This is a genomic window from Amycolatopsis australiensis, assembly GCF_900119165.1.
GTDB classification, from domain to species: Bacteria; Actinomycetota; Actinomycetes; order Mycobacteriales; family Pseudonocardiaceae; genus Amycolatopsis; species Amycolatopsis australiensis.
This window is the reverse complement of the sequence record NZ_FPJG01000006.1, coordinates 740286-761925: the sequence shown is the minus strand read 5'-3', so window position 1 is coordinate 761925 and position 21640 is coordinate 740286. Positions and strand designations below refer to the sequence as shown.

Here is a 21640-nt window from a genome sequence, read left to right as displayed (position 1 = left end):
CGAGTCCGCCCGCTTTCGGTCGGCTTGGCAACGAGCCTGGGTGCGGCCGTCGCGCTGACGGCCACACCCAGGCTCTGTACCGAGGTTGTGTCTTTGGTCGAGCGGTTGGCCGCGGACCGGGCCGGCGTTCAGGCGCTGTCGTCACGACTGCCGAGGTCGTGACCTGATACAGGCCCGACCGACGCCGTATGCGTGAGACGCATGGAAGCCCGCGCGGGTGCTGTTCACAATCGCGCCCGGCCCGTTCGGATGCCGTTCCGGTCGCGGGGACACAGCGGGCGGTCAACCGCGAGAATCACCCGCCACGCAACCACCTGTCCTCTCCCGGCGGGGAGAGCCGGGCCGGCACGTCGCCGATGTCGCGCCGCATACCCTGGCCGACCTTCCGCCGACAAGCAGAATGCGCCTTTTCCGGCCGAGTCTCAACCTTTTCGTGACCCCACCTTCGGGCGATGTTGCGGCCGTGTGTTTCCCCGCGCGCAGTTCGGCGTCGGATCGTGCGGTGCCTTGATCACCGTTCTACGCTGCCTTATGGCCGAGGAGCGTCCAGTGCGGTGGTTGAACGAAGCCGAGATGGCGGCGTGGCGCTCCTACATCGTGGCGACCCTGCGGCTGCGGCAGCGGCTGCACCGCGAGCTGTCCGACCGGCACGCGGTGTCGCTGACCGACTACGAAGTGCTGGTGTGCCTGGAGATGCAGGCCGACCACCGGATGCGGATGTCCGAGCTGGCGGTCCTGATGGGATCGACGAAGAGCAGGCTGTCCCACCAGGTCGGCCGCCTCGAGGACGCGGGCCTCGTCCGCCGCGTCCGCGACCCCGAGGACAAGCGCGGCGTCATCACGGAACTCACCGACCAAGGCAAGGCGTTGCTGGAAAAGGCGGCGCCGACGCACGTGGAGGGTGTCCGCGAGCACTTGATCGACCTGCTGAGCCCCGAGGAGCAGGCGACGATCGCCGCCGCGTTCGACCGGGTGCTGGGCCACCTGACCGAGGTGGACGGCTGACCCGGGCGCGGCTACTCCGCGCCCGGGGCCTGGAGCGGTAGCGGTGGGATTCGAACCCACGGAGAGGTTGCCCCCTCGCATGTTTTCAAGACATGTTCCTTCGGCCGCTCGGACACGCTACCTCGCCCCACGAGGGTAGCCGACGGAGTCCGGGACGACCTGGGCCCCGCCTGCGGAACTGCTCCGGAGAGCGGCGGCGGCTAGTGCGCAGCGGTGGTGCTTCGAGCCACGTGCCCACCTGTGCGCCCGGGAAGCGCCGGACACCGTTGCCACGGTGCCGGCGCCCGCGGGTCAGCTCCAGTTCAGTGTCAGCGCCGCACCCTGCGCCCGTCCTGCCTCCGCCGCCGGGGTGCGGGTCGACGGATCCAGCGGGTTCTGGCCGATCGCCGCCAGCGAAGCCTCGTCCGGCGTGACCAGCGCGACCTCCGCGCCCGCCGCGCGCAAGTCCGCCAGCACTTCGCTCAACGGCTTCTCCGCCGGGAGCGGGGCACTGTCGCCCAGCGGTGACACCACCGTGATCCTCGTGGCGCCCGCCGCGTAATCGGCGTTGTCCGCCGACCGGACTCCGCCGTCCACGTACCTGCGGCCGCCGATCGTCACCGCCGGCCAGATCCCCGGGACCGCGCAGCTCGCCGCCACCGCGTCGACCAGGGACACTCCCGACTCGCGGTCGAAGCGGCGTGGCTCGCCCGTCTCCGCGTCCACCGCCACGATCACCAGGCGCTGCTCCGGCCACTCGTGCACCGGCAGGCGCGCCTCGATCACCGCGCGACGGTCCGCTTCGGACACCGTCTCGGCCGCCAGCGCCAGCTTGCCGACCGCGCGCCGGACCTCCGCGGGCGACGCCGCGCCCGCGAGCGCGCCGCCGAACTCGGCCGCGAACTTCTCGAGGTCGACGTCCGCCGGGATCTCCGGGGCCTGCAGCGCCGGGTCGGCCTGGCGCGCGAACAGCTCCTCCAGCGACCGCCCGCTCGTCACCTGCGCCGCGACGGCCGCGCCCGCCGACGTCCCGACCAGCAGGTCCGCGCCGGTCAGGTCCTGGCCGTGGTCGGCCAGTCCCGTCAGCAATCCCGTCGTCCACGCGATTCCGGCGACTCCGCCGCCGCCCAGTACCAAAGCCTGTCCACCCATGCGGGCAGCCTATCGGGACCGTCCGACGATTCAGGGGCGTTTCATCGCCTGGGCCGCGATCCGCGCCCGGACTTCCGGACGCCGCAGCGGCGGGACGGTCGCCGGTGGCTGGCGTCGCTCCGGCAGTTGCTCCAGCAGCCGCGCGGTGATCTCCGCGATCTCGGCGACGGCTGCCTCGAACGGCTCGCGGGTGGCGTCCGACAGCGACTGCACCCCGGTCACCTTGCGGACGTACTGGCGGGCCGCGGCCTCGATCTCCTCGCCCGTCGCGGCCGGCTGGAGCCCCCGGAGGGTGGTGATGTTTCGGCACATGCCGCCCAGGGTACGACTCTTCGGACGTCCGGATCACACAGTCGGGTAGGGCCGCGCCAACCTCGTTGACGCCCGAACACGCGCTTGGGCAATGTCGGGTGAGTGCCTCTCAGACCGCGTCCCTTCCGCTCCGCCCGCCCCGAACCCGGCATCCTCGAAGAAGAACCCCGCGAAACCCCGATCCCGGAACAGGCCTGGCCGCGTGTGCGGGCCGACGAGCTGGTCACCCTCGTGGCACACGTCTTCGCCGCGCACGGCTTCCCCGAGGTCCGCGCCCGCATGGCCGCGGAAGCCCTGTGCCACGGCGACCTGACCGGCTCACCGGAAACCGGCGTCGCCGACCTCACGCGGGTCCACCTGCCACTGCTGAAGGACGGGCTCGTCGTGCCGCACGCCGAGCCGCTGATGATCGCCGACCGCGGGGCCGCCGCGCTCGTCGACTACCGGCGGGCGTCCGGCCTGTGGGCGGTCGGCGACGCGATGGACCGGGCGGTGACGCGGGCCGGCCGCTTCGGCGTCGGGCTGGTGTCGATGCGCGGGGTCGGGCCGTTCGGCCGGGCCGGCCACCACGCAGCGCGCGCCCTGCCGCACGCGATGATCGGGCTGGTGCTCGCCGCCGGCGGCGAACCCGGCCAGCCGATGAACCCGCTGGGCATGGCGGCGCCGGGCGGCGCCTACCCGGAGTTCGTCTTCGACATGGACCGTCCTGGCCCGGAAGCCGCCGGGTTGTCGCTGCTGGTCGAGGTCCTGGCCGGCGTGCTGTCCGGCGTTGCCGACCACGAGCACGACACGGGCCTGCTGGTGCTGGCGATCGCCCCGACGACCCTGCGCAGCCCGGACGGCTTCTACCGTGCGGCGAGCGCGCTGTTCGGCAGCATGCTCGGCTGGGAGGGCGGCGCGCCGATCCGCTACCCCGGCTGGCGCGAGGCGCAGCACCTGGAGCAGTGCCGGGCCCTGGGCGTACCGCTGGCGGGCCCGGTACGGCGGGAACTGGACGCGCTGGCCGCCTCGCTCGGCCTGCCGCCGCTGACCAGCGTGGGCTGACCGCGCGGACGCAAGCGCCCCAAGACGGCCTCCGCTGAGGGCGGCGGTGGGGGCATGGGTTGGAGCACCCAATGTGGCCTTCGGTGCGTCTGACGCACCCAAGGCGGCCTTCGGTGCGTCTGACGCAACCAATGTGGCCTTGGGGCGCTCGGGTCAGTGGACCAGGACGACCTTGCCGCGGTCCTTGCCGACCGCCACGATGTCGCCGTCGGTCAGCTGGCGGCCGCGGCGGGTCTCCACCTCGCCGTTGACCGTGACCTCCTCCGCGTCGATCAGGTCCTTCGCGTGGGAGCCGTCCTCCGCCAGGCCGGCCAGTTTCAGGAACTGGCCGAGGCGGATCGGCTCGCCGGTGATCGGTACGTCGACGGGATCGCTCATACCCGCATCATGCCCGGGCGGTCGTCTGGCGGTAGAGCGCCTGCACGTCCGTGTCGAAGTAGCTCGAATACGACGTGTCCGGGTCGTTGCCGCCGTACTCGAAGCCGCCGATCACGCCGATCACCGTGCCCAGGTGGGTCTTCGGGTTCTCGCCGGTGACCCACGGCCCGCCGCTGGTGCCCGTCGGGAAGCCCGCGCAGTCCACCTTCAGCTGGTAGGTGTCCTGGCGGCTCGTCGTGTTCCGGCAGATCGCCGGCTGCTCGGAGTCGTCCGGGTAGCCGGTCAGCGTGATGGGCTGCTCGAACCCCGTCCCGGTGGCCAGGGTGTTCGCGCCGACCAGGCTCTCCAGGGTCCGCGGGTTCCCCGTCTGGTGCGCGGTCGCGAAGCCGACGTCGAGGTCCGGGTCCGACGACGTCCGCCAGCCCGGCGCGACGAGCTCGTCCGACACCGCCCAGTAGCCGAACGGCGCGACGCCGTCGTGGTAGCCCGGCGCGAACGTGATGCCGGTGAGGTAGTCGCCGCCCTCGCCGTCGTGGATGCAGTGGGCCGCGGTCAGCAGCACGTCGCCCTGGTCGCTGTGGACGACGCTGGCCGTGCAGTAGTGCGCGCCGTCGACGAACAACGCGCCGATCGCGGCGCTGGAACCCGCGGGCAGGTCGGGGGTCGACACCGGCGCCGCTTCGACGACGGTGGTTTCCGGGACCGTCGCGCCCGCGGACCGCGGCTGCCGCGTGGCGAAGACGACGAAAGCCGCGCCGATCAGCAGGACCGCGGCGAGGCTGAGCAGGACGGCGGGCCGCCGCACGCGCATCGCCTCCTCGTCCGCTCGGCCCTGGGGTTCGCCCTTTCACCATAAGGCGCCGCACCGACACGATCAGCACACCCACAGCAACCTCACAGGCGCTAGTATCCGTAACTCCGGAGTAACACCCAGGGAGGGCCGATGAAGCAGTTCGCGGGCAAGGTCGCGGTGATCACCGGGGCGGGATCGGGGATCGGACGGGCGCTGGCGCTCGAGTTCGCCCGGCGCGGGGCGCGGGTCGCGCTCTCCGACGTCAACACCGCGAACGCGGAGGAGACGGCGAAGCTCGCCGGCGACAACGCCCGCGCGTACACGCTCGACGTCGCCGACCGCGCGGCCGTGCTCGCGCACGCCGACGAGGTGAAAGACGACTTCGGCAAGGTCAACGTCATCGTCAACAACGCGGGTGTGGCGCTCGGCGCGACCGTCGAGGAGATGACCTTCGAGGACTACGACTGGCTGATGGGCGTCAACCTCGGCGGCGTCGTCAACGGCACCAAGGCGTTCCTGCCGCACCTGATCGCTTCCGGCGAGGGGCACGTGGTCAACATTTCCAGCGTGTTCGGTTTCGTCGGCGTGCCGACGCAGAGCGCGTACAACGCGGCTAAGTTCGCCGTCCGCGGATTCACCGAAGCGCTGCGCGAAGAAATGCTGATCGCCCGGCACCCGGTCGCGGTGAGCTGCGTGCACCCGGGCGGGATCAAGACGAACATCGTGCGCAACGCGCGCAGTCTCGCCGACGACCAGGAGAAGGCCGCCCAGGGCTTCGACCGGATCGCCCACACGACACCCGAGAAGGCGGCGCAGACGATCCTGCGCGGCATCGAACGGAAGTCGGCGCGCATCCTCATCGGACCGGACGCGTACGTCATCGACGCCATCCCGCGCGTGCTCGGCTCGGCCTACCAGCGGCCGCTGGCCGTCCTCGCGCGGCGCGGTCTCAAGCAGATGGAAAGCTGAATTTTCGTTCTCGTTGCGACTTTCGGGCGAACGGCCTGGCCGGGAATGGAGGTCGGAGGACACTCTGGATCGCCGTGCGCGGGTGGCCCGCCGGGATGCCGCTTCACTCAATGGAGTTGCATTTCTGACAGGGCCGTCCGAAATGGTCCAGAATGCGTGGGGTCCGCGAGCCCCGTACCGGAGGTCCCCGATGCTTCGCACCGCACCGCGCAGTGCGACCCGTTCGTCCAGTGACCGCACCGCGGTCGAGCTGCTGGACCGCACCGGCATCATCGCGGCGAGCCTGCCCCGGCGCCGCCGCACCGACGACGAGGCGCCCGCCGACGAGCCGATCTACACCCGGCCGCCGGTGTGCGACCAGGACCTGCGCCCGAAGTCGGTGGTGATCCGGCGCCGCGCCCGCACGTGGCTCGGCAGCGGCGCCGCGGTGTTGCTGGTCGCGGTCGGCTGGCTGGCGGGCGGGATGGCCACCGGCGGCCTGTTCGGCCCGAACCCGGCCGACGTGGCCCAGCTGGACCCGCGCCCGGCCGTCGCCGAAGCGCCCGCGCCCCACCCGCAGGCTCCGCCCGCGCCGGTGGCCACACCGGCGCCGACGACCGTTTACGTGCCGGTGCCCGAGAAGCCGGCGCCGAAGAACGTCCAGGCGCAGGGCAAGCCGCAGGCGAAGAAGGCCACGCCGGAGGACGACGAGCCGCGCGTGGACCTGCCGTCGTCGGCCAAGCCGAAGCCGTCGGCCGGCCTGGTCCAGTCCTGGGTCGGCGTCGCCGAGAGCATGATGCAGCAGTACCGCATCGACACGCCGACCAGCACGCGGCGCTGACCGGTCAGGCCCCGGACCAGCGGTATTCGTGTTCGGGGCGCCCGGTTGCGCCGTAGCGCAGGCGCATCTGGACCGTGCCCGACTCGGCGAGCGCCGTGAGGTACCGCTGCGCCGTCGCGCGCGCCATGCCCAGCTCGCCGGCGACCTCCGCGGCCGAGAGCGGGCGGCCCGCCTTGCGCAGCTGCTCCGAAACCAGGCGTGCCGTCGCCGTCGACTGGCCTTTCGGCGCCGACGTGCGGTCCTGGTCGTGCAACACGCGGTAGGCGCGGTCGACGTCGTCCTGCGCCAGTGCCCGGTCTTCGGCGAGCAGGCCGCGGTAGCGCGCGTACGACGTCAGCCGCTCCGCGAGCTGGCGCGTGGTGAACGGCTTGATCAGGTAGTTCAGCGCGCCCGCCCGGATCGCCGCGGCGACGGACGCGCTGTCGGTCGCCGCGGACAGCACGATCGTGTCGGTTTGCAGCTCCGGCAGCACGACGAGCCCGGACTCGTCGGGCAGGTAGACGTCGAGCAGGACCAGGTCCGGTGACAGCTCCCGGACGCGGGCGCGCGCCTCGGCGGCGGTGTGGGCGGTGCCGACCACCGCGAAGCCCTGGACCTCCTCGACGAACCCGGCGTGGACCCCGGCGACCCGGAAGTCGTCGTCGACGATGAGCGTGCGGATCATCGGTCCTCCGTGAGCATTCCCGGGAGTTTCGCGACGAACAGGGCGCCGGTCTCGCCGCCGCCGGGGTCGGCCAGCCAGACGTCGCCGCCGTGGGCGCGGGCCGCCTGGCGGGCCAGTGCCAGCCCGAGCCCGTGGCCGGGCGCGATCTTCGTCGAGACGCCTTCGTCGAACAGCGTCCGCCGCAGTTCGCCGGGAACTCCGGTGCCACTGTCCAAAACGGACAGGTGCAGGGTGTCGCCTTCGGCGAGCAGGCTGACTTCGACCGTCGCCGGCCGTCGCGGACCCATCCGGGCGGCGTGCAACGCGTTGTCGACGAGGTTGCCGATCACGGTGTTCGCGGCGATCGGGTCGGTCACGGCCGTGGGCACCCACGTGTCTTCGGCCAGCTTCAGCGTGAGCCCTTTTTCCTGTGCCTGCTCGGTTTTCGCGACGAGCAGCGCCTGCAGGTACGGGTCGGCGACGGCGTCGCCCAGCTCGCTCGGCCGTGCCGACGGCGAGTCCGTCAGCGTCTGCAGGTACTCGACGGCCTCGGCGTGGTGACCCAGCTGGAGCAGGCCGTAGAGCGTGTGCAGCCGGTTCGCGAACTCGTGCCGCTGCGCGCGCAGGCCGTCGGAAAGCGCGCGGATGCCGTCGAGCTCGCGGGTGAGCGTGTCGAGGTCGGTGCGGTCGCGGAAGGTGAGCACGGTGCCGATCGGCCGGTCGTCCAGGCGCACGGCGCGGGAGTTGATGACCAGCACCCGGTTTCCGGCCACGGCCAGGAGGTTGTCGACCGGCCGTCCTTCCGCGACGGCCTTGTGCAGCCGCGGGCTCAGTTCCAGTTCCCCCAGCGCCGCGCCGATCGGCAGTTCGGTGCCGAGCAGGCGTTCGGCCTCGTCGTTGCGCACCGAGACGCGGTTCGCCTCGTCGACGGCGAGCACGCCCTCGCCGATCCCGTGCAGCACGGCTTCGCGTTCGTAGAGCAGCTCGGTCAGTTCGTGTGGTTCGAGGCCGTGCGTGACGCGGCGCAGCCGCCGGTTCAGCAGCGCCGAAGCGCCCGCGCCGAGCAGCACCGCGCCGCCGGCGAACAGCAGCGTGCTCGCCAGCAGCCGGTTGAAGTCGCCGGTCGGGTCGGAGACGTCGAAGCCGACGCTGACCTCGCCGACCACGCGCCGGTGGTCGGGCGTCCAGATCGGCGTCTTGCTGCGGACGGACAGCCCGAGCGTGCCGCTCTGGACGGCGCTGACGTCGTCCTCGCCGGCGAGGGCCCGGTCCGCGGGGGTGCTGACCTTCTTGCCGATCTCGCTCGCCGTCGGGTGGGCGAGCCGGATGCCCTTGTCGTCGGTGATGACGACGAACAGCGCGTCGGTCCGTTCGCGCACGGCCAGCGCCCGTTCCTGGAGTGCGCCGCCCGGGATCTTCGCGGCCGCCTTCGCCACCACGACGGGGTCCGCCGCCACGGACTTCGCGATGGCCAGCGCCCGTTCCCCGTACTGGTTGGTGAGGGTCCGCGACAGGAGCGCGCTGACCAGCGCGACGCCGATCCCGACGACGAGGACGACCACGCCGATCTGCAGCAGCAGCACCTGCCGGCTGAACCGCATGCGCGGGAAGAGCGCCCACTTTGGCATGGCAGGGAACATACCCCCTGGTCAGCGGGATGCGCTAAATGAGCAAAACATTCAGAACGCGCAGTTGCGACGCAGAACGTCGACAAGCTTCACCTCGGCGCAACCGCTCCTTAACGTCCCTTCCCAACGTGAGCCCCACCACGTGACGAAGGAGTCACCTCCACCATGGTTCCCCCACTGATCGAACTCACCGGAGCCACCAAACGGTTCCCGAGCGGGTCCGGGTCCGTGCACACGGCCGTCCGCGATCTGACCATGACCGTGCAGCCCGGCGAGTTCGTCGCCGTCGTCGGCCCCACCGGGTGCGGCAAGTCGACGACGCTCTCGCTGGTCTCCGGGCTGCAGCCGCCGTCCGCCGGCCGGGTGCGGGTGAACGGCGAGGACGTGAAGTCCATTCCGGACGGTGTCGGCTACATGTTCCAGACCGACGCGGTGATGCCGTGGCGTTCGGTGCTGGACAACGTCGCTTCCGGCCCGCGCTTCCGCGGTGTGCCGAAGGCCGAGGCCCGCGCGCAGGCTGTCGACTGGATCGCCCGCGTGGGGCTCGCCGGGTTCGAGAAGTACTACCCGCACCAGCTCTCCGGCGGCATGCGCAAGCGCGTCGCGCTGGCCCAGACCCTGGTCACCAAGCCGAAGATCATGCTGATGGACGAGCCGTTCTCGGCGCTGGACGTCCAGACGCGGTCGCTGATGCAGGACGAGCTGCTGCGGCTGTGGTCGGGTTCGGGTGCCGCGGTGATCTTCGTGACGCACGACCTCGACGAGGCCATCGCGCTCGCGGACAAGGTCGTCGTGCTGACGACGAGCCCGGCCACCGTGAAGGACGTCTTCGAGATCCCGCTGGAGCGGCCGCGGAAGGTCGAGGACCTCCGGCTCACCGAGGACTTCCGCAAGCTCTACGCGGACATCTGGGAATCACTGCGCAGCGAGGTCGACAAGGCCCGCGAGAAGGGAGCGAGCAATGTCGCTTGAGACACCGGCGGCTCCGGCCGCGTCCCTCCCGGTGCTGGAAACCGAGCAGGACATCCTCACGCGGGCGAAGCGGGCTTCGTCGCGCCGCAAGCGCAACACCTGGTTGCTGCGACTGGCGCTGGTGGTCGCCTGGCTCGGCAGCTGGGAGCTGGCCGCCACCTACTGGATCAACCCGTTCTACTACTCGATGCCCTCCCGCATCTGGGAGCGGCTGGTCGAGTGGTTCACGAAGGGAACCGACTTCGGGTCCATCTGGTACCAGCTGTGGGTCACCGTCGAAGAGGCGCTGGTCGGGTTCGCCATCGGCGCGGTGGCCGGCGTGATCTTCGGCGTGGTCCTGGGGCGCAGCCAGTACCTGGCCGACGTGCTGGCGCCGTTCATCAAGGCCGCCAACGCCGTGCCGCGCATCGTGCTCGCTTCGCTGTTCGTGATCTGGTTCGGCCTCGGGCTGGCGTCGAAGGTGGCCACGGTCGTCGTGCTGGTGTTCTTCGTGGTGTTCTTCAACGCCTTCACCGGCGCCCGCGAAGTGGACCGCAACCTGATCGACAACGCGCGGATCCTCGGCGCGGGCCGGATGCAGGTGATCAAGGCGATCGTGCTGCCGAGCGCGACGTCCTGGATTCTGTCGTCGCTGCACACCGCGTTCGGCTTCGCGCTGATCGGCGCGGTCGTCGGCGAGTACGCCGGGTCCAAGGCGGGCATCGGCTTCCTCATCTCGAACGCGCAGGGCACCTTCGACTCGGCGGGCATCTACGCCGCGATGATCATCATCACCGTCGTCGCCCTGGTGGCCGAATGGGGCATCGGAAACCTCGAGAACCGGCTGTTGCGCTGGCGGCCCTCGATGTCCACCTCCAGCCAGACCGTCATCTGAAAGGAACGAATCGATGAGGATTCGCCGTATCGCCGGCGCGCTGGCCGCGCTGACCCTGGTGGCGGCCGCGACCACCGCCTGCCGTGGCTCGAACGAGGTCCAGACGGGCGAGGCAGGCAAGCCGAAGGTCACGATCATGGTCGGTGGCCTGGAGAAGGTCATCTACCTGCCGGCCATGCTCACCCAGCAGCTGGGCAACTTCGCCGCCCAGGGCATCGACGTCGACCTGCAGAGCGAGCAGTCGGGCGCCAACGCCGAGACCGCGCTCGTCGCGGGTCAGGTGCAGGGTGTGGTCGGGTTCTACGACCACACGATCGACTTGCAGGCCAAGGACCAGTGCATCAAGAGCGTGGTGCAGCTGGCCAACATCCCCGGTGAGGCCGAGGTCGTCGGCACCGCGCACGCCGACCAGATCAAGGGTGCGGCCGACTTCAAGGGCAAGAAGCTGGGCGTGACGTCGCTCGGGTCGTCCACCGACTTCCTCACCAAGGCGCTGGCGGCCAAGGCCGGCGTCGGGGCCGACCAGTACACGCCGGTGAAGGTCGGCGCCGGGCAGACGTTCATCGCCAGCCTGGACAACGGCGGCATCGACGGCGGCATGACGACCGACCCGACCATCGCGCAGCTGACCAACACGGGCAAGGCGAAGGTGCTCTACGACCTGCGGACGGCCGAAGGCACGAAGGCCGCGCTCGGCGGGCTGTACCCGGCTTCGTCGCTGTACATGAGCTGCGAGTTCGTCGACCGGAACCACGACGTGGTGCAGAAGCTGGCCAACGCCTTCGTGGCCACGCTGAAGTGGATCGGCCAGCACAGCCCCGAGGAGATCGCGGCGAAGATGCCGCCGTCCTACAGCGGCGGTGACAAGGCGCTGTACGTCAAGTCCATCAAGGACAGCATCGGGATGTTCAACGGCGACGGCAAGATGGACGCCGCCGGGGCGAAGAACGTGCTCGAGGTGCTGTCGAGCTTCTCGAAGAACGTGCAGCCGAAGAAGGACAAGATCGACCTGTCGAAGACGTACACCACCGAGTTCGTCGACGCGGCCGCGAAACAGGGCTAGAGCCCCGTTCACCTGACCGGGCGGTGGGTGAGCGCGATGACCCGTGAAGGCCTTTCCCGTGAAGGCCTTCACGGGTCTTTTCGTTCAATACGGCGGAAAACCGGCAAATTGGTGAGTATTTCCCGGAATGTGAAGACCCTTCGAAAGTAGCTACCTTCCCGGCTGCCCGGCTCCAACACTTGGGCACACGGTTTTCCCGGTCCCCATCGGTGAACGGAGTCCCCGCATGGCCAGGTTCTTCTCTTCGCGCGCTGTCCGCATGCTCACCGTTACCGCCGCCGCGGCGGCCGGCCTGGCCGTCTCCGGCACGGCCCACGGCGCCGTCTTCGGTGCGCACTTCCACGGTCACCAGTTCGCCGGTGGCAACTGGGGTGGCTACGTCAGCTTCGGCAGCTTCACCACGGCCACGGCGAGCTGGACGGAACCGGCGGTGACCTGCAACTCCACCAACGACCTGTTCGCGCCGTGGGTCGGCATCGACGGCGACGGATCGTCCACAGTGGAACAGACCGGCGTCGAGACCGACTGCGCCAGCGGGAGCCCGGTGTACTCCGCCTGGTACGAGATGTACCCGGCCGCGCCGGTGTACTACAACGTCTCGGTCAGCGCCGGCGACCACATCACCGCGACCGTGACGCGCACCGCCACCAACACCTACCGGCTGGACCTGTCCGACACGACCAAGGGCTGGTCCAAGTCGACGACGAAGTCGCTGACGTCGAGGCACGCGTCGGCGGAGGCGATCATCGAGTCGCCGACCGACTCGTACCCCTCGATCTCCGGCGGCGTGAAGTTCACCGGCGTCAAGTTCAACGGGACGAACCTGGCCTCGACGAACCCGTCCGCGCTCGACGCCGACGACCGCGGCACCTACACGTGGATCCCGGGCGCCATCGGCTCGGACGGCCAGAGCTTCACCATCTCGCGCCACTAGTCATTTCAGGTTGTTGATCGCCCACGCGACGACCATCACCGCCAGCACCAGCGAGACGGCGGCCTGCAGCATCATCGTCATCTTCGCCCAGATCCGCAGGGGCATGACGTCGGTGGGGCTGAAGGCCGCCGCGTTGGTGAACGAGAAGTACAGGTAGTCCAGGTAGGACGGTTCCCAGTCCTGGTTCGCCAGTCCGGGATCGGCCATCTGCGGGAACTGCAGGTCCGGGAACTGCGCCCGGCCCGCGGCCCGCCTGCCCGGGCCACCCCGGTCGAACTCCCAGTACCAGAGGGAGAAGACCACGATGTTCGTCCAGTAGACGACCCCGCCGGTGACCAGCACGGCACCGGCGCGGTCGCCGACGGTGCCGGTCGCGATGCCGTAGACGAGACCGACGGCGGACGCGGCGTTCACCACGGTCACGGTCGCGACGAGCAGCAGCGCGATGGTCCGCTCGACGGCGCTGAACTGCGACATCCGGCCCGGGTTGACCAGCAGCAGGGCCACCACGAGCAGCACGGACACGGCAGGCAGCAGCCACCACGGGTGCAACGCCATGTCGTCGGGCAGGGCGACCTGCAGCACGAGGGTGGCGACGACGACGCCCATCGCCGGCCAGCGCGTCTCGCCGGAGGTTCGGCGGCGCCACGCGGGGAGTGCCTCTTCTGTCACGCGCTCAACGTAGGACGGCGGTGCCCGGGGCGCCAACGCGCACTCAGCGTCCTGCCAGGAAAGTTCAGGACGCCGGGGCGGCGGTCATGTCGCTCGGGAGCTTGCGGGCCACGTCCGTGCGTGAGCGGGCCCCGAGCTTGCGGAGCACCTTCGCGACGTGCTGTTCCACCGTGCGCGGCGAGAGGAACAGGCCGTCCGCGATCTCCCGGTTCGTCCGGCCTTCCGCCAGCATCCGCGCGACTTCGCGTTCCCGCGGCGACAGCTCGCTGCCGTACCCGCGCCGGCCGCGTTGCGAAGGGGCCCAGGCGCCGTGTTCACGCAGCTGGTGGCGGCACCGGCCCGCGTCACGCGTCGCGCCCAGCTGTTCGTACGCCTCGGCCGACGCCGTCAGTTCCTCGACGGCTTCCCGGTTGCCCGCCGCCAGGCGGCACATCGCGGCGCGTTCGCGCATCGCCGTCGCCGGGTAGGGCATCGGCAGCGCGGAGTACCCCGATGCGGCTTCGTCGAACAGCGCCGCCGCGGCCAGGTGCTTCCCGCGGGCTTCGAGCAGCACCGCCCGGCCCGCCACCAGCGCCGCCGCGGCCACCGGCGCGTCCCGGCCCTCGATGCCCCGCGCGAACGCCTCGACCACGTTGTCCGCCTCCGGCCAGCGGCCGGCCCGCGCGTACGCCTGCGCCGCCGCCGGGACGAGCGCGGCCGCCCAGATCCAGACGCCCTTGCGGCCGGCCGCGGCCACCGCCGTGTCGGCCGCCGCGCAGGCGCCGTCGACGTCGTCGGTCGCCAGCAGCACCGAAATCAGCACTCCGGCCGCCGAGAGCACCACCGGGATCGGGCCCCGGTCCGGCGCGTGGACGCTGGCCGCCGCCAGGTGCCGTTGCGCGGCGGCGAACTCCCCGCGCACCGCGGCGAGCCCGCCGAGCACCAGCGAGGACTCCATGACGATCGGCCCCAGCTCGGGGTAGCTGTCCCGCAGCTGCTCGGCGGCCTCGGCCAGCCCGGTCCAGCGCCCGCGTACCCAGTCGAGCCGGACGCGGGTGCCCTGGATCAGGCCGATCGCGTACAGCGCGCCCGCGTCGGTCGCGCGCCGGACGCCTTCGGTCACCAGCCGGTCCGCGCGTTCCAGGTGCCCGGCCCACGACTGGCCGTCGGCGAGGTTGCACCACAACCGGGCCAGCTGGACGCGCTCGGCGACCGTGCCGACGGTGTCCGAGAGCGCCTCGAACTCGGCCCACGCCGAGCCGTCGCCGACGTGCGACGCGGCCGCGATGCGGTCGACGGTCAGCGCGAGCCGCAGCTCGGGGTCGTCGAGCCGCTCGTAGACCTCGTTCGCCCGCGCCCGCCAGGTTTCGTGCCAGGACAACGGCGTCAGCCCGTCGATCGGCTGGGCGAGCAGCGTGATCCCGCGCGCGGCGAGGTCGGGCCGGTCGGTCAGCTCGCCGATCGCACGCTCCACCTCGAGCCGGCCGCGGCCGAGCCCGCCGATGGTCCGGACCTGCAGCATGCCGAGGCTCAGCCGGATCGAGCCGCGGACCGACGGCGGCAGCGCCACCTCTTCGAGGACGCGTTGCAGGGTGCCGATCACGTCGGGGCGGAAGCCGCGCAACGCGACCTGGCTCAGCTTGCCCGCCACGCGCCCGATGTCCGCCTGGGCGGGGCCGGGTTCGGCGAGCACCGACTGGAGCAGGTCGATCGCGCGGGACGTCTCGCCGCGCGTCACGGCTTCGTCGGCGGCCGCTTCGGCGTAGTGACGCCACTGGTCGACACGCCCTGCCGCGCGGGAGTGCCGCGCCAGCAGTGTGAGCGGCGGTGACGGCTGGGCGGCGAGTACGCGGATCGCCTGCGCGTGCAGCAACGCGCGTTCGGGCCCACTCACGGTGTCGTAGACCGCCTTGCGTGCCAAAGGATGCCGGAAGCCGTACTTGCTGTCGCCCACTTCGCCGAGTACTCCGCCGGACAACGCGGCGAGCAGCGCACCGCGCAGCGTGTCTTCGGACAGCCCGGCCAGCTCGCCGAGCACCGCGGCTTCGGCGCCGACCCCGAGCACCGCCGCCGCGCCCGCGAGGCGCACGGCGGGCTCGGGCAGCGCGGAAAGCCGTTCGGTGACGGCCTCCCGCAGCAGCACCGGGACTTCGAGGTTCTCCAGCATCCGGTCGGACAGGACTTCGCCGACCGGCAACCGCTCGGCCGCCTCCCGCAGGGCGCGCAGGGTTTCTTCGACCACGAACGGGATCCCGGCGGTGCATTCGTGCAGCTTCGCCGCGAACTCGTCGGTGACCCGGGGCAGTTCGAGGATTTCGACGGCGAGTCTGCGCACCGCGGCGGCGTCGAGCGCGCCCAGCGCGACCCGGGCGGAGTGGACGGCCGGGTCGGTCCGGAACGGCGTGCCGAGCGGGCCCGGGCGGACGTCGGTCGTCGACCGGTAGGTGGCGACCACCGCCAGCTCCGGCGGCATCGCGCCGGCGAGGAACCGCATGAGGTCGCGGGTGTCCTCGTCGGCCCACTGGAGGTCGTCGATCAGCACGAGGGCCGGTCCGCACGCGTGGAGCAGCTCCCGCACGGCGCGGAACACGCGGTGGCGCTCGGCCACCGGGTCGGCGAGGGGTTCGGGACGCGGAGGAAGCGCTTCCGCGAGCTCCGGCAGCAACGGCCGCAGCACGCCGGCGACCGGGCTGAGCGGGCCGAGGGGCGCGTCGCCGACCGAGCGAAGCGCTTCCAGGACGGGCCCGTAGGGAAACGGTTCCCGCAGCGGCTGGCAGGCGCCGGTGAGCACGCGGCCGCCGCCGAACTCCTTGCGGCGCCCGATCTCGGCGAGCAGCCGGGTGCGGCCCATGCCGGGCTCGCCCTCGATCAGCACGGCGGCCGGGCGCCGCCGGAGCACGGCGACGATGGCGTCCAGCTCGGTGTCGCGGCCGGTCAGCCGGGCGGGTCCGGACCGGACGGAGACCGAGGTGGGACGGGGGGTCGTGAGCCACATGTGACCTCCTCGACGCACACCGTTTGGCCATGGGGTCTGGGGCCGGGCCCCGGGAGACACCGTGCGCGGGAGCCTAAGCAGCGGTTGTGCGTCCGTAAACCTTTCACCGAATACGCGGCCGGTACCGTCCTCACACGTCCGCCTACCGACTGTCACCGGTTTGCCGCGGGAACCGCCGGTCCGGCGTCACGCCGCGTGCGAATCAGTGGCGGTTCGCGCGTTCCGGCGGCGCTTCACGCGTTCCGGGACCAGGGGTGGATACGGAAAGTAGTTAACGGAAACCCTACTTACGGACCTGTCCGACCGGGTGACGACCCGCGGCGGCGACTGCTTGGAGCAGGGGATTCGTCCACTCCGAATGCGTATACGCATTCGCCGGGTGCCCGGATTGCACCGTAACGCCCACTGCGGGGACCCTCACCCGGGGGAGCACCACTGCGTGGCCGGTGCAGAGCCGCGCGTAACCACCTAGGGAGAAGCATGAAGATCGCCAGACTCTTCGGTGCCGCTGCCGCCGCGGTGATGACGACCGGTGCGCTCGTCGCGGTCGCCGTCCCCGCCTCGGGCCAGGACCTGCTGAACCCGGACATCGTGCCCGCCATGCAGCGCGACCTCGGCCTGACCCACGACCAGGTGCTGACGCGGCTCAAGAACGAGGACGTCGCGAACAAGGTCACCGAAGCCGTCCGCGCAGCGCTCGGCGACGCCTTCGGCGGCGCCACCTACAACGCGGCCACGGGCAAGGCGCACGTGCTCACGACGAACGCCGCGGCGGTCGGCAAGATCCGCGAAGCCGGCGCCGAAGCCGAAGTCGTCAAGTTCAGCGCCCGCCAGCTGGACTCCACTGTGGACACCCTGAACCGGGCCGAAAAGGCCGCGCCCGCCGCGGTGACCGGCTGGGGCGTGGACTCTGCCACCAACCGCGTCACCGTTTCGATCGTGGCGGGCCAGCGCGGCGCCGCCGGTGCCTTCCTCGCGAAGTCCGGTGTGGACACCGCGGCGGTCACGATCGTGGAAACGGCCGCGCAGCCTTCGCTGTACGCCAACATCCGCGGCGGGGACGCGTACTACATCGGTGGTTCGTCGCGCTGCTCGGTCGGGTTCTCGACCACCACGGGCTTCCTCACCGCCGGCCACTGCGCCGCCCTCACCGGTGGCGGCTCGCTGACCGGCTCGAACGGTGCTTCCCTCGGTTCGTGGGGCCGCTACAGCTTCCCGACGAACGACTACGCGGCGGTCCGGACGAACAGCAACTGGACCCCGCTGGCGCAGATGAACAACGGCACCGCCGTGCGCGGCTCGTCCAACGCCGCGACCGGCACGTCGGTCTGCAAGGCCGGCTCGACCACCGGCTGGACCTGCGGCACGATCGGCGCGAAGAACCAGACCGTCCGCTACTCCGAGGGCACGGTGTACGGGATGACCGCGACCAACGTCCGCTCGGCGGCCGGTGACTCCGGCGGCGGCTTCATCGCCGGCAACTACGCGCAGGGCGTCCTGTCCGGCGGCAACACGACCGTGACGTACTTCTTCCCGATCGGTGCCGCGCTGTCCGGCACCGGGACCACGCTCAAGACCAGCTGAGCCGGGTCCGGAACGGCGGAAGGGCGGGTTTCGAGTGCCTCCAGCGCACTCGAAACCCGCCCTTGTTCCTCGCCGCGGGAATGGGAGGTTTTCGGGGTCAGACGTTGCTGATCTCCTCGATCAGCCCGTCGACGTCGAAGTGCGCGCTCTCCTCGCCGAGCGGCACCAGCTCGTAGGACGCCTCGAGGAACGTCCGGATGTCCTCGCACTCCAGCTCGAACGACGCATAGCCGTCCGGTGACTCGATTTCCAGCGTCACGAAGTCCTCGTCCTCGGACAGGTCCGGCCGGATCCGGACGTCGCCGAGGCCCGCCGGCTCGTCGAGGCCGGACACGAGGAGGTCACGCGCGAAGGTCCACTCGATCCACCGGCCGCGCTCGGTCCGGAACGCCACGGTGACCGCGAACGGCTCGTGGGCGTGGTAGGACAGGCGGGACAGGACGGGCGTGGTGCTCTCGTTCAGCACCACGAACTGGCTCTGGTGTACGGCGTCGGTGTGCACGGCCCCTCCTGGAGTCTCGCGGTGGTTCGCGCGGCGCGAACTGTTCGGCAAGGAGATGACCAGGGCCTTCGCTCATGACGAAGGAACTCTCACGTTCACTTGATCGGTTGCATCCGTCCATTGTGGTGTAACGTCCGGCACATACCCCTTGCGTCCGGCCGGTGACCGGTGGTGACGGGTCACGGCCCCAGCGGCAGGTTCAGGCCGACCTTGACCCGGTCCATCGCCACGCTCGTCGTGAAGTGCCGGACGTTCGGGTTGTCGAAGAACATCCGGCGGGTGAAGGCCTCGAACCCGGCCATGTCCGGGCACGTCACGATCAGCACGAAGTCGGCGTTGCCGGTGACGTAGTAGCACTGCTGGACGCAGTCGTCGGCGAGGACCTGGCGGCGGAACGCGTCGAGGACCGCCAGGTTCTCGCGTTCCATCTCGACCATCACCACGAACGTCATGCTCAGCCCGAGCGCCTCCGGGGACAGCACCGCCACCTCGCGCTCGATGACGCCCGCCTCGCGCAGCCGCTTGATCCGCCGTTGCACCGCCGCGGCCGAGAGCCCGACCTTCGCGCCGATCGTCTCGGCGATGGTGCGCGCGTCCGCCTGGAGGCAGGCGAGGATGGCGATGTCCAGCTGGTCGAGGTCGGGAGTCTGCACCTCAGCAGGCTAACCGGCACCCCCGACGATTTGCCGTCCGTTCGCTCCCGGCTCACCCCACCGTGACGTCGCTCACTACTCCGTTCGCGGGGAAACTGAAACAACTTTTTCCGTGACCTCGAACACAACTCACCGGTCTACCAGGGGGTAGCCCATACAAGTGGAAGACCTGCCGGTCGCCCGCCAACCCGCCGGCGTGGGGAGGCTCCGTCGTGTCCGCAGCTGCCGCCGTGCTGACCGGGATCGGTGCGTCGTTGCCGGCGAAAGTCCTGGACAACGACGAGATCGCCGCCCGGCTCGACACCTCGGACGAGTGGATCCGGACCCGCACCGGCATCCGTGAGCGCCGCGTCGCGGGCCCCGGCGAGTCCACTGTGGACCTCGCCGTCGGGGCGGGGCGCGAGGCGCTCGGCGGCGGCTCCGCCGACGCGGTCGTCCTCGCCACCTCGACGCCCGACCAGCCCTGCCCGGCCAGCGCGCCGCAGGTCGCCGCCCGGCTCGGGCTCGGCACGGCCGCGGCCTTCGACGTCAACGCCGTGTGCAGCGGGTTCGTCTACGCGCTGGCCACCTCGGCCGGCCTCATCGCGGGCGGTATCGCCGAGCGCGTCCTCGTGATCGGCGCCGACACGTTCACCACGCTCATCGACCCCGGTGACCGCACGACCGTCCCGATCTTCGGCGACGGCGCGGGAGCGGTCCTGCTGCGCGCGGGCGACCCCGGCGAGCCCGGCGCGTTCGGGCCGTTCGACCTGCACAGCGAGGGCGAGCACGCCGGCCTGCTGTGGGTCGAGGCAGGCGGCGCCCGGAAGCGGCTGCCGGACGAGCCGGGCGAGGCGTTCCTCGCCATGCAGGGCACCGCGGTGTTCCGGCACGCGTGCGCGCGGATGGCCGAGTCGTCGCGGACCGTGCTGGAGCGGGCGGGCTGGATGGTCGGCGACGTCGACCGGTTCGTCGGGCACCAGGCGAACATCCGGATCCTGCAGGCGACGGCGAAGCAGCTCGGCATGCCGGCCGACGCCGTCGTCGCCAACATCGACCGGGTCGGCAACACCAGCGCCGCGTCCATCCCGCTCGCGCTGGCCGACGCCCGCGCCGACGGCACCCTCGCGCCCGGCCACCGCGTGCTGCTCAGCGCGTTCGGCGCGGGCCTGACCTGGGGTTCGACGGTGCTGCGCTGGCCCGATCTGGGTCAGCCGTCCTGAGCGGCCGTGCCGGCCGTCCAGGTCGGGGTCGGCTCCTGGCGGCCGCGCAGCTCCAGCTCGCCGTGCTTCTCCCAGTGCGCAGCCTCGCTGGGCAGCGCCGCGGAGACGACGGCGTCGCTGGCGAGGATGCGTGACGGCACCGCCTTGGCCAGCTCGGTGAGCCGCGCGGCCTCGTTGACCGCGTCCCCGATCACGGTGTACTCCAGCCGGCTGCTGGTGCCGAGCTGCCCGGCGAACACCGGGCCGGTCGAGACGCCGATGCCGAGGTCGAGCTCGCCGTTCTCGCGCACCGCGTCCCGGATCGTGCGGGCCGCGGCCAGCGCGGCGGTCGGCGCGTCCGCGAGCCGGGTCGGGGCGCCGAAGATGCACAACGCGGCGTCGCCCTGGAACTTGTTGACCAGCCCGCCACGCGCGTTGACCGCGGAGACGACGGCGGCGAACAGCCGGTTGAGCTTCCCGACCAGCTCCTCCGGCGGGGTGCGGTAGGCGAGCGCGGTCGAGTCGACGACGTCGACGAACAGTGCGGTCACCTCGCGGACGTCACCGGACAGGGACGCGCCGTACTCCAGCGCGTGCCGGGCGACGTCGGCGCCGACGTGCCTGCCGAACAGGTCCCGCATCCGCGCCTGCTCGCGCAGGCCGGCGGCCAGCTGGTTCACCGACGTCTGGAGCATGCCGATCTCGCTGGAGTCGTCGACGTCGACGGTGACGTCGGTGTTGCCGCGGGCGATCTCGTCGAGCGCCACGCGCAGCCGGTGCAGCGGCGCCGCGACGGCCCGCGCCAGCAGCGCGGTGCCGATCGCGCCGACGGCCAGCCCGATCACCGACAGCATGACCAGGCTCGCGGTGTGGTTGGCCGAGCCGAGGTCCGGCGGCGTCGCGGTGAGGAGGACGCCGACGAACGGGACGCCGCTGGCCAGCGCCCAGGTGACGACCAGCCGCGTCAGCACGGTGACCGGCAGTGAGCCGCGCGGCGGCAGGACGTCCAGCGCGATCGTCATCACCGGCCGGGCCACCCACTCGGCGGCGAGGTAGGTGAGCCCGACGGTGGTGAGGCCGCCGAGCCCGATCACCGTCGCCATGCCCACGGCGTCCCGGGCCGAGCCGAGCACGCCGGCCAGCACGCTGAGGATGGCGGTGCCGGCCAGCCAGAGCGTGCCGCTGACGACGGCCATGTCGAAGGGCAGCCGCAACGCGCGCCGGGCCTCGCTCTCCGACGGCGGGCGGCCGAACACGAACCAGATCGCGGTGCGCCGCTGCAGGAAGGCCGTCCACAGTGTTCCGACGAGCAGCGCGACCGCGACGATCCCGGCCGCGGTCAGGCCCAGCACCCAGCCGCGGTCGCCGACGTCGTTCGGCAGGCCCTGCAGCAGCAGGAGCAGCGCGACCACCCCGGCCCCGGCGACGCTGGAGCCGACGCCCAGCCCGGCGAAGCCCAGGCTGGTGCGCAGTACCACCCGGAAGTTCCCCACGGCGATCTTGCGCAC

The 21640-nt window shown here is 71.5% G+C and carries 21 protein-coding genes and 1 tRNA gene; 10 read left to right on the top strand and 12 right to left on the bottom strand.

Features of this window, described 5'->3' with window-relative positions:
• Nucleotides 1–531 precede the first annotated feature (531 nt).
• Nucleotides 532–1005, top strand: coding sequence for a MarR family winged helix-turn-helix transcriptional regulator (locus BT341_RS04855; RefSeq protein ID WP_177328742.1), 474 nt, complete (start codon nt 532–534; stop codon nt 1003–1005).
• A 35-nt stretch (nt 1006–1040) separates the two neighbouring features.
• Here the strand turns inward: BT341_RS04855 and BT341_RS04850 are convergent.
• The 3 genes from BT341_RS04850 to BT341_RS04840 all read right to left on the bottom strand — a co-directional run bounded on the left by BT341_RS04850 (nt 1041) and on the right by BT341_RS04840 (nt 2448).
• Nucleotides 1041–1127, bottom strand: a tRNA-Ser gene (locus BT341_RS04850).
• Between the two features lie 169 nt (nt 1128–1296).
• Nucleotides 1297–2136: a patatin-like phospholipase family protein gene (locus BT341_RS04845; protein WP_072475113.1), complete on the bottom strand. Its 840-nt coding sequence runs from the start codon at nt 2134–2136 to the stop codon at nt 1297–1299.
• A gap of 30 nt (nt 2137–2166) precedes the next feature.
• The gene (locus tag BT341_RS04840; protein ID WP_072475112.1) at nt 2167–2448 is read right to left on the bottom strand and encodes a DUF2277 domain-containing protein; all 282 of its coding nucleotides are present in this window, start codon (nt 2446–2448) and stop codon (nt 2167–2169) included.
• Nucleotides 2449–2550: 102 nt separating this feature from the next.
• Between BT341_RS04840 and BT341_RS04835 the strand changes: the two genes are divergently transcribed.
• Nucleotides 2551–3492, top strand: a complete 942-nt coding sequence (locus tag BT341_RS04835) for an Ldh family oxidoreductase (RefSeq protein ID WP_072475111.1) — start codon at nt 2551–2553, stop codon at nt 3490–3492.
• Nucleotides 3493–3645: 153 nt separating this feature from the next.
• On the opposite strand, the gene BT341_RS04830 is transcribed toward BT341_RS04835, so the two are convergent.
• On the bottom strand, nt 3646–3870 hold the full coding sequence (locus BT341_RS04830; RefSeq protein ID WP_072475110.1) for an RNA-binding S4 domain-containing protein: 225 nt from the start codon (nt 3868–3870) through the stop codon (nt 3646–3648).
• A 7-nt stretch (nt 3871–3877) separates the two neighbouring features.
• Nucleotides 3878–4681, bottom strand: coding sequence for a trypsin-like serine peptidase (locus BT341_RS04825; RefSeq protein ID WP_072475109.1), 804 nt, complete (start codon nt 4679–4681; stop codon nt 3878–3880).
• 132 nt (nt 4682–4813) lie between these two features.
• Here BT341_RS04825 and BT341_RS04820 point away from each other — a divergent pair, with 132 nt between their 5' ends.
• Nucleotides 4814–5632: an SDR family oxidoreductase gene (locus BT341_RS04820; protein ID WP_072475108.1), complete on the top strand. Its 819-nt coding sequence runs from the start codon at nt 4814–4816 to the stop codon at nt 5630–5632.
• A gap of 190 nt (nt 5633–5822) precedes the next feature.
• On the top strand, nt 5823–6452 hold the full coding sequence (locus tag BT341_RS04815; protein WP_072475107.1) for a hypothetical protein: 630 nt from the start codon (nt 5823–5825) through the stop codon (nt 6450–6452).
• A gap of 4 nt (nt 6453–6456) precedes the next feature.
• Here the strand turns inward: BT341_RS04815 and BT341_RS04810 are convergent, their stop codons facing one another.
• Both BT341_RS04810 and BT341_RS04805 read right to left on the bottom strand, forming a co-directional pair.
• Nucleotides 6457–7116, bottom strand: a complete 660-nt coding sequence (locus BT341_RS04810; protein ID WP_072475106.1) for a response regulator — start codon at nt 7114–7116, stop codon at nt 6457–6459.
• On the bottom strand, nt 7113–8696 hold the full coding sequence (locus tag BT341_RS04805) for a sensor histidine kinase (RefSeq protein WP_072481784.1): 1584 nt from the start codon (nt 8694–8696) through the stop codon (nt 7113–7115). The genes BT341_RS04810 and BT341_RS04805 overlap by 4 nt, the downstream gene beginning before the upstream one ends.
• A gap of 192 nt (nt 8697–8888) precedes the next feature.
• On the opposite strand from BT341_RS04805, the gene BT341_RS04800 reads away from it, so the two are divergent.
• From BT341_RS04800 to BT341_RS04785, 4 genes are all read left to right on the top strand, one after another.
• Nucleotides 8889–9695 (top strand): ABC transporter ATP-binding protein, encoded by an 807-nt coding sequence (locus tag BT341_RS04800; RefSeq protein ID WP_072475105.1) that lies wholly within the window; start codon nt 8889–8891, stop codon nt 9693–9695.
• Nucleotides 9685–10569: an ABC transporter permease gene (locus tag BT341_RS04795; RefSeq protein ID WP_072475104.1), complete on the top strand. Its 885-nt coding sequence runs from the start codon at nt 9685–9687 to the stop codon at nt 10567–10569. The genes BT341_RS04800 and BT341_RS04795 overlap by 11 nt, the downstream gene beginning before the upstream one ends.
• Nucleotides 10570–10582: 13 nt before the next feature.
• Nucleotides 10583–11632 carry an ABC transporter substrate-binding protein gene (locus tag BT341_RS04790; RefSeq protein WP_072475103.1) on the top strand — a complete coding sequence of 350 codons (1050 nt, stop codon included), beginning with the start codon at nt 10583–10585 and terminating at the stop codon, nt 11630–11632.
• A gap of 226 nt (nt 11633–11858) precedes the next feature.
• On the top strand, nt 11859–12566 hold the full coding sequence (locus BT341_RS04785; RefSeq protein WP_072475102.1) for a G1 family glutamic endopeptidase: 708 nt from the start codon (nt 11859–11861) through the stop codon (nt 12564–12566).
• On the opposite strand, the gene BT341_RS04780 is transcribed toward BT341_RS04785, so the two are convergent.
• Together BT341_RS04780 and BT341_RS04775 are read right to left on the bottom strand one after the other, a co-directional pair.
• Entirely contained in the window at nt 12567–13175 is a 609-nt protein-coding gene (locus tag BT341_RS04780) for a DUF1345 domain-containing protein (protein WP_072475101.1), read from the bottom strand.
• Nucleotides 13176–13302: 127 nt separating this feature from the next.
• The gene (locus BT341_RS04775) at nt 13303–16212 is read right to left on the bottom strand and encodes an ATP-binding protein (protein WP_072475100.1); all 2910 of its coding nucleotides are present in this window, start codon (nt 16210–16212) and stop codon (nt 13303–13305) included.
• 480 nt (nt 16213–16692) lie between these two features.
• Between BT341_RS04775 and BT341_RS04770 the strand changes: the two genes are divergently transcribed.
• Nucleotides 16693–17796 (top strand): S1 family peptidase, encoded by a 1104-nt coding sequence (locus BT341_RS04770; RefSeq protein ID WP_072475099.1) that lies wholly within the window; start codon nt 16693–16695, stop codon nt 17794–17796.
• A gap of 97 nt (nt 17797–17893) precedes the next feature.
• On the opposite strand, the gene BT341_RS04765 is transcribed toward BT341_RS04770, so the two are convergent.
• Both BT341_RS04765 and BT341_RS04760 read right to left on the bottom strand, forming a co-directional pair.
• A complete protein-coding gene (locus BT341_RS04765) occupies nt 17894–18298 on the bottom strand; it encodes an SsgA family sporulation/cell division regulator (protein WP_072475098.1) in 405 nt (134 codons plus the stop codon).
• A gap of 179 nt (nt 18299–18477) precedes the next feature.
• Entirely contained in the window at nt 18478–18951 is a 474-nt protein-coding gene (locus tag BT341_RS04760; RefSeq protein WP_072475097.1) for an Lrp/AsnC family transcriptional regulator, read from the bottom strand.
• 212 nt (nt 18952–19163) lie between these two features.
• Here BT341_RS04760 and BT341_RS04755 point away from each other — a divergent pair, with 212 nt between their 5' ends.
• On the top strand, nt 19164–20153 hold the full coding sequence (locus tag BT341_RS04755) for a beta-ketoacyl-ACP synthase III (protein WP_072475096.1): 990 nt from the start codon (nt 19164–19166) through the stop codon (nt 20151–20153).
• Here BT341_RS04755 and BT341_RS04750 read toward each other — a convergent pair.
• Nucleotides 20141–21640 carry an adenylate/guanylate cyclase domain-containing protein gene (locus tag BT341_RS04750; protein ID WP_072475095.1) on the bottom strand — a complete coding sequence of 500 codons (1500 nt, stop codon included), beginning with the start codon at nt 21638–21640 and terminating at the stop codon, nt 20141–20143. The two genes, BT341_RS04755 and BT341_RS04750, sit on opposite strands and share 13 nt — an antisense overlap.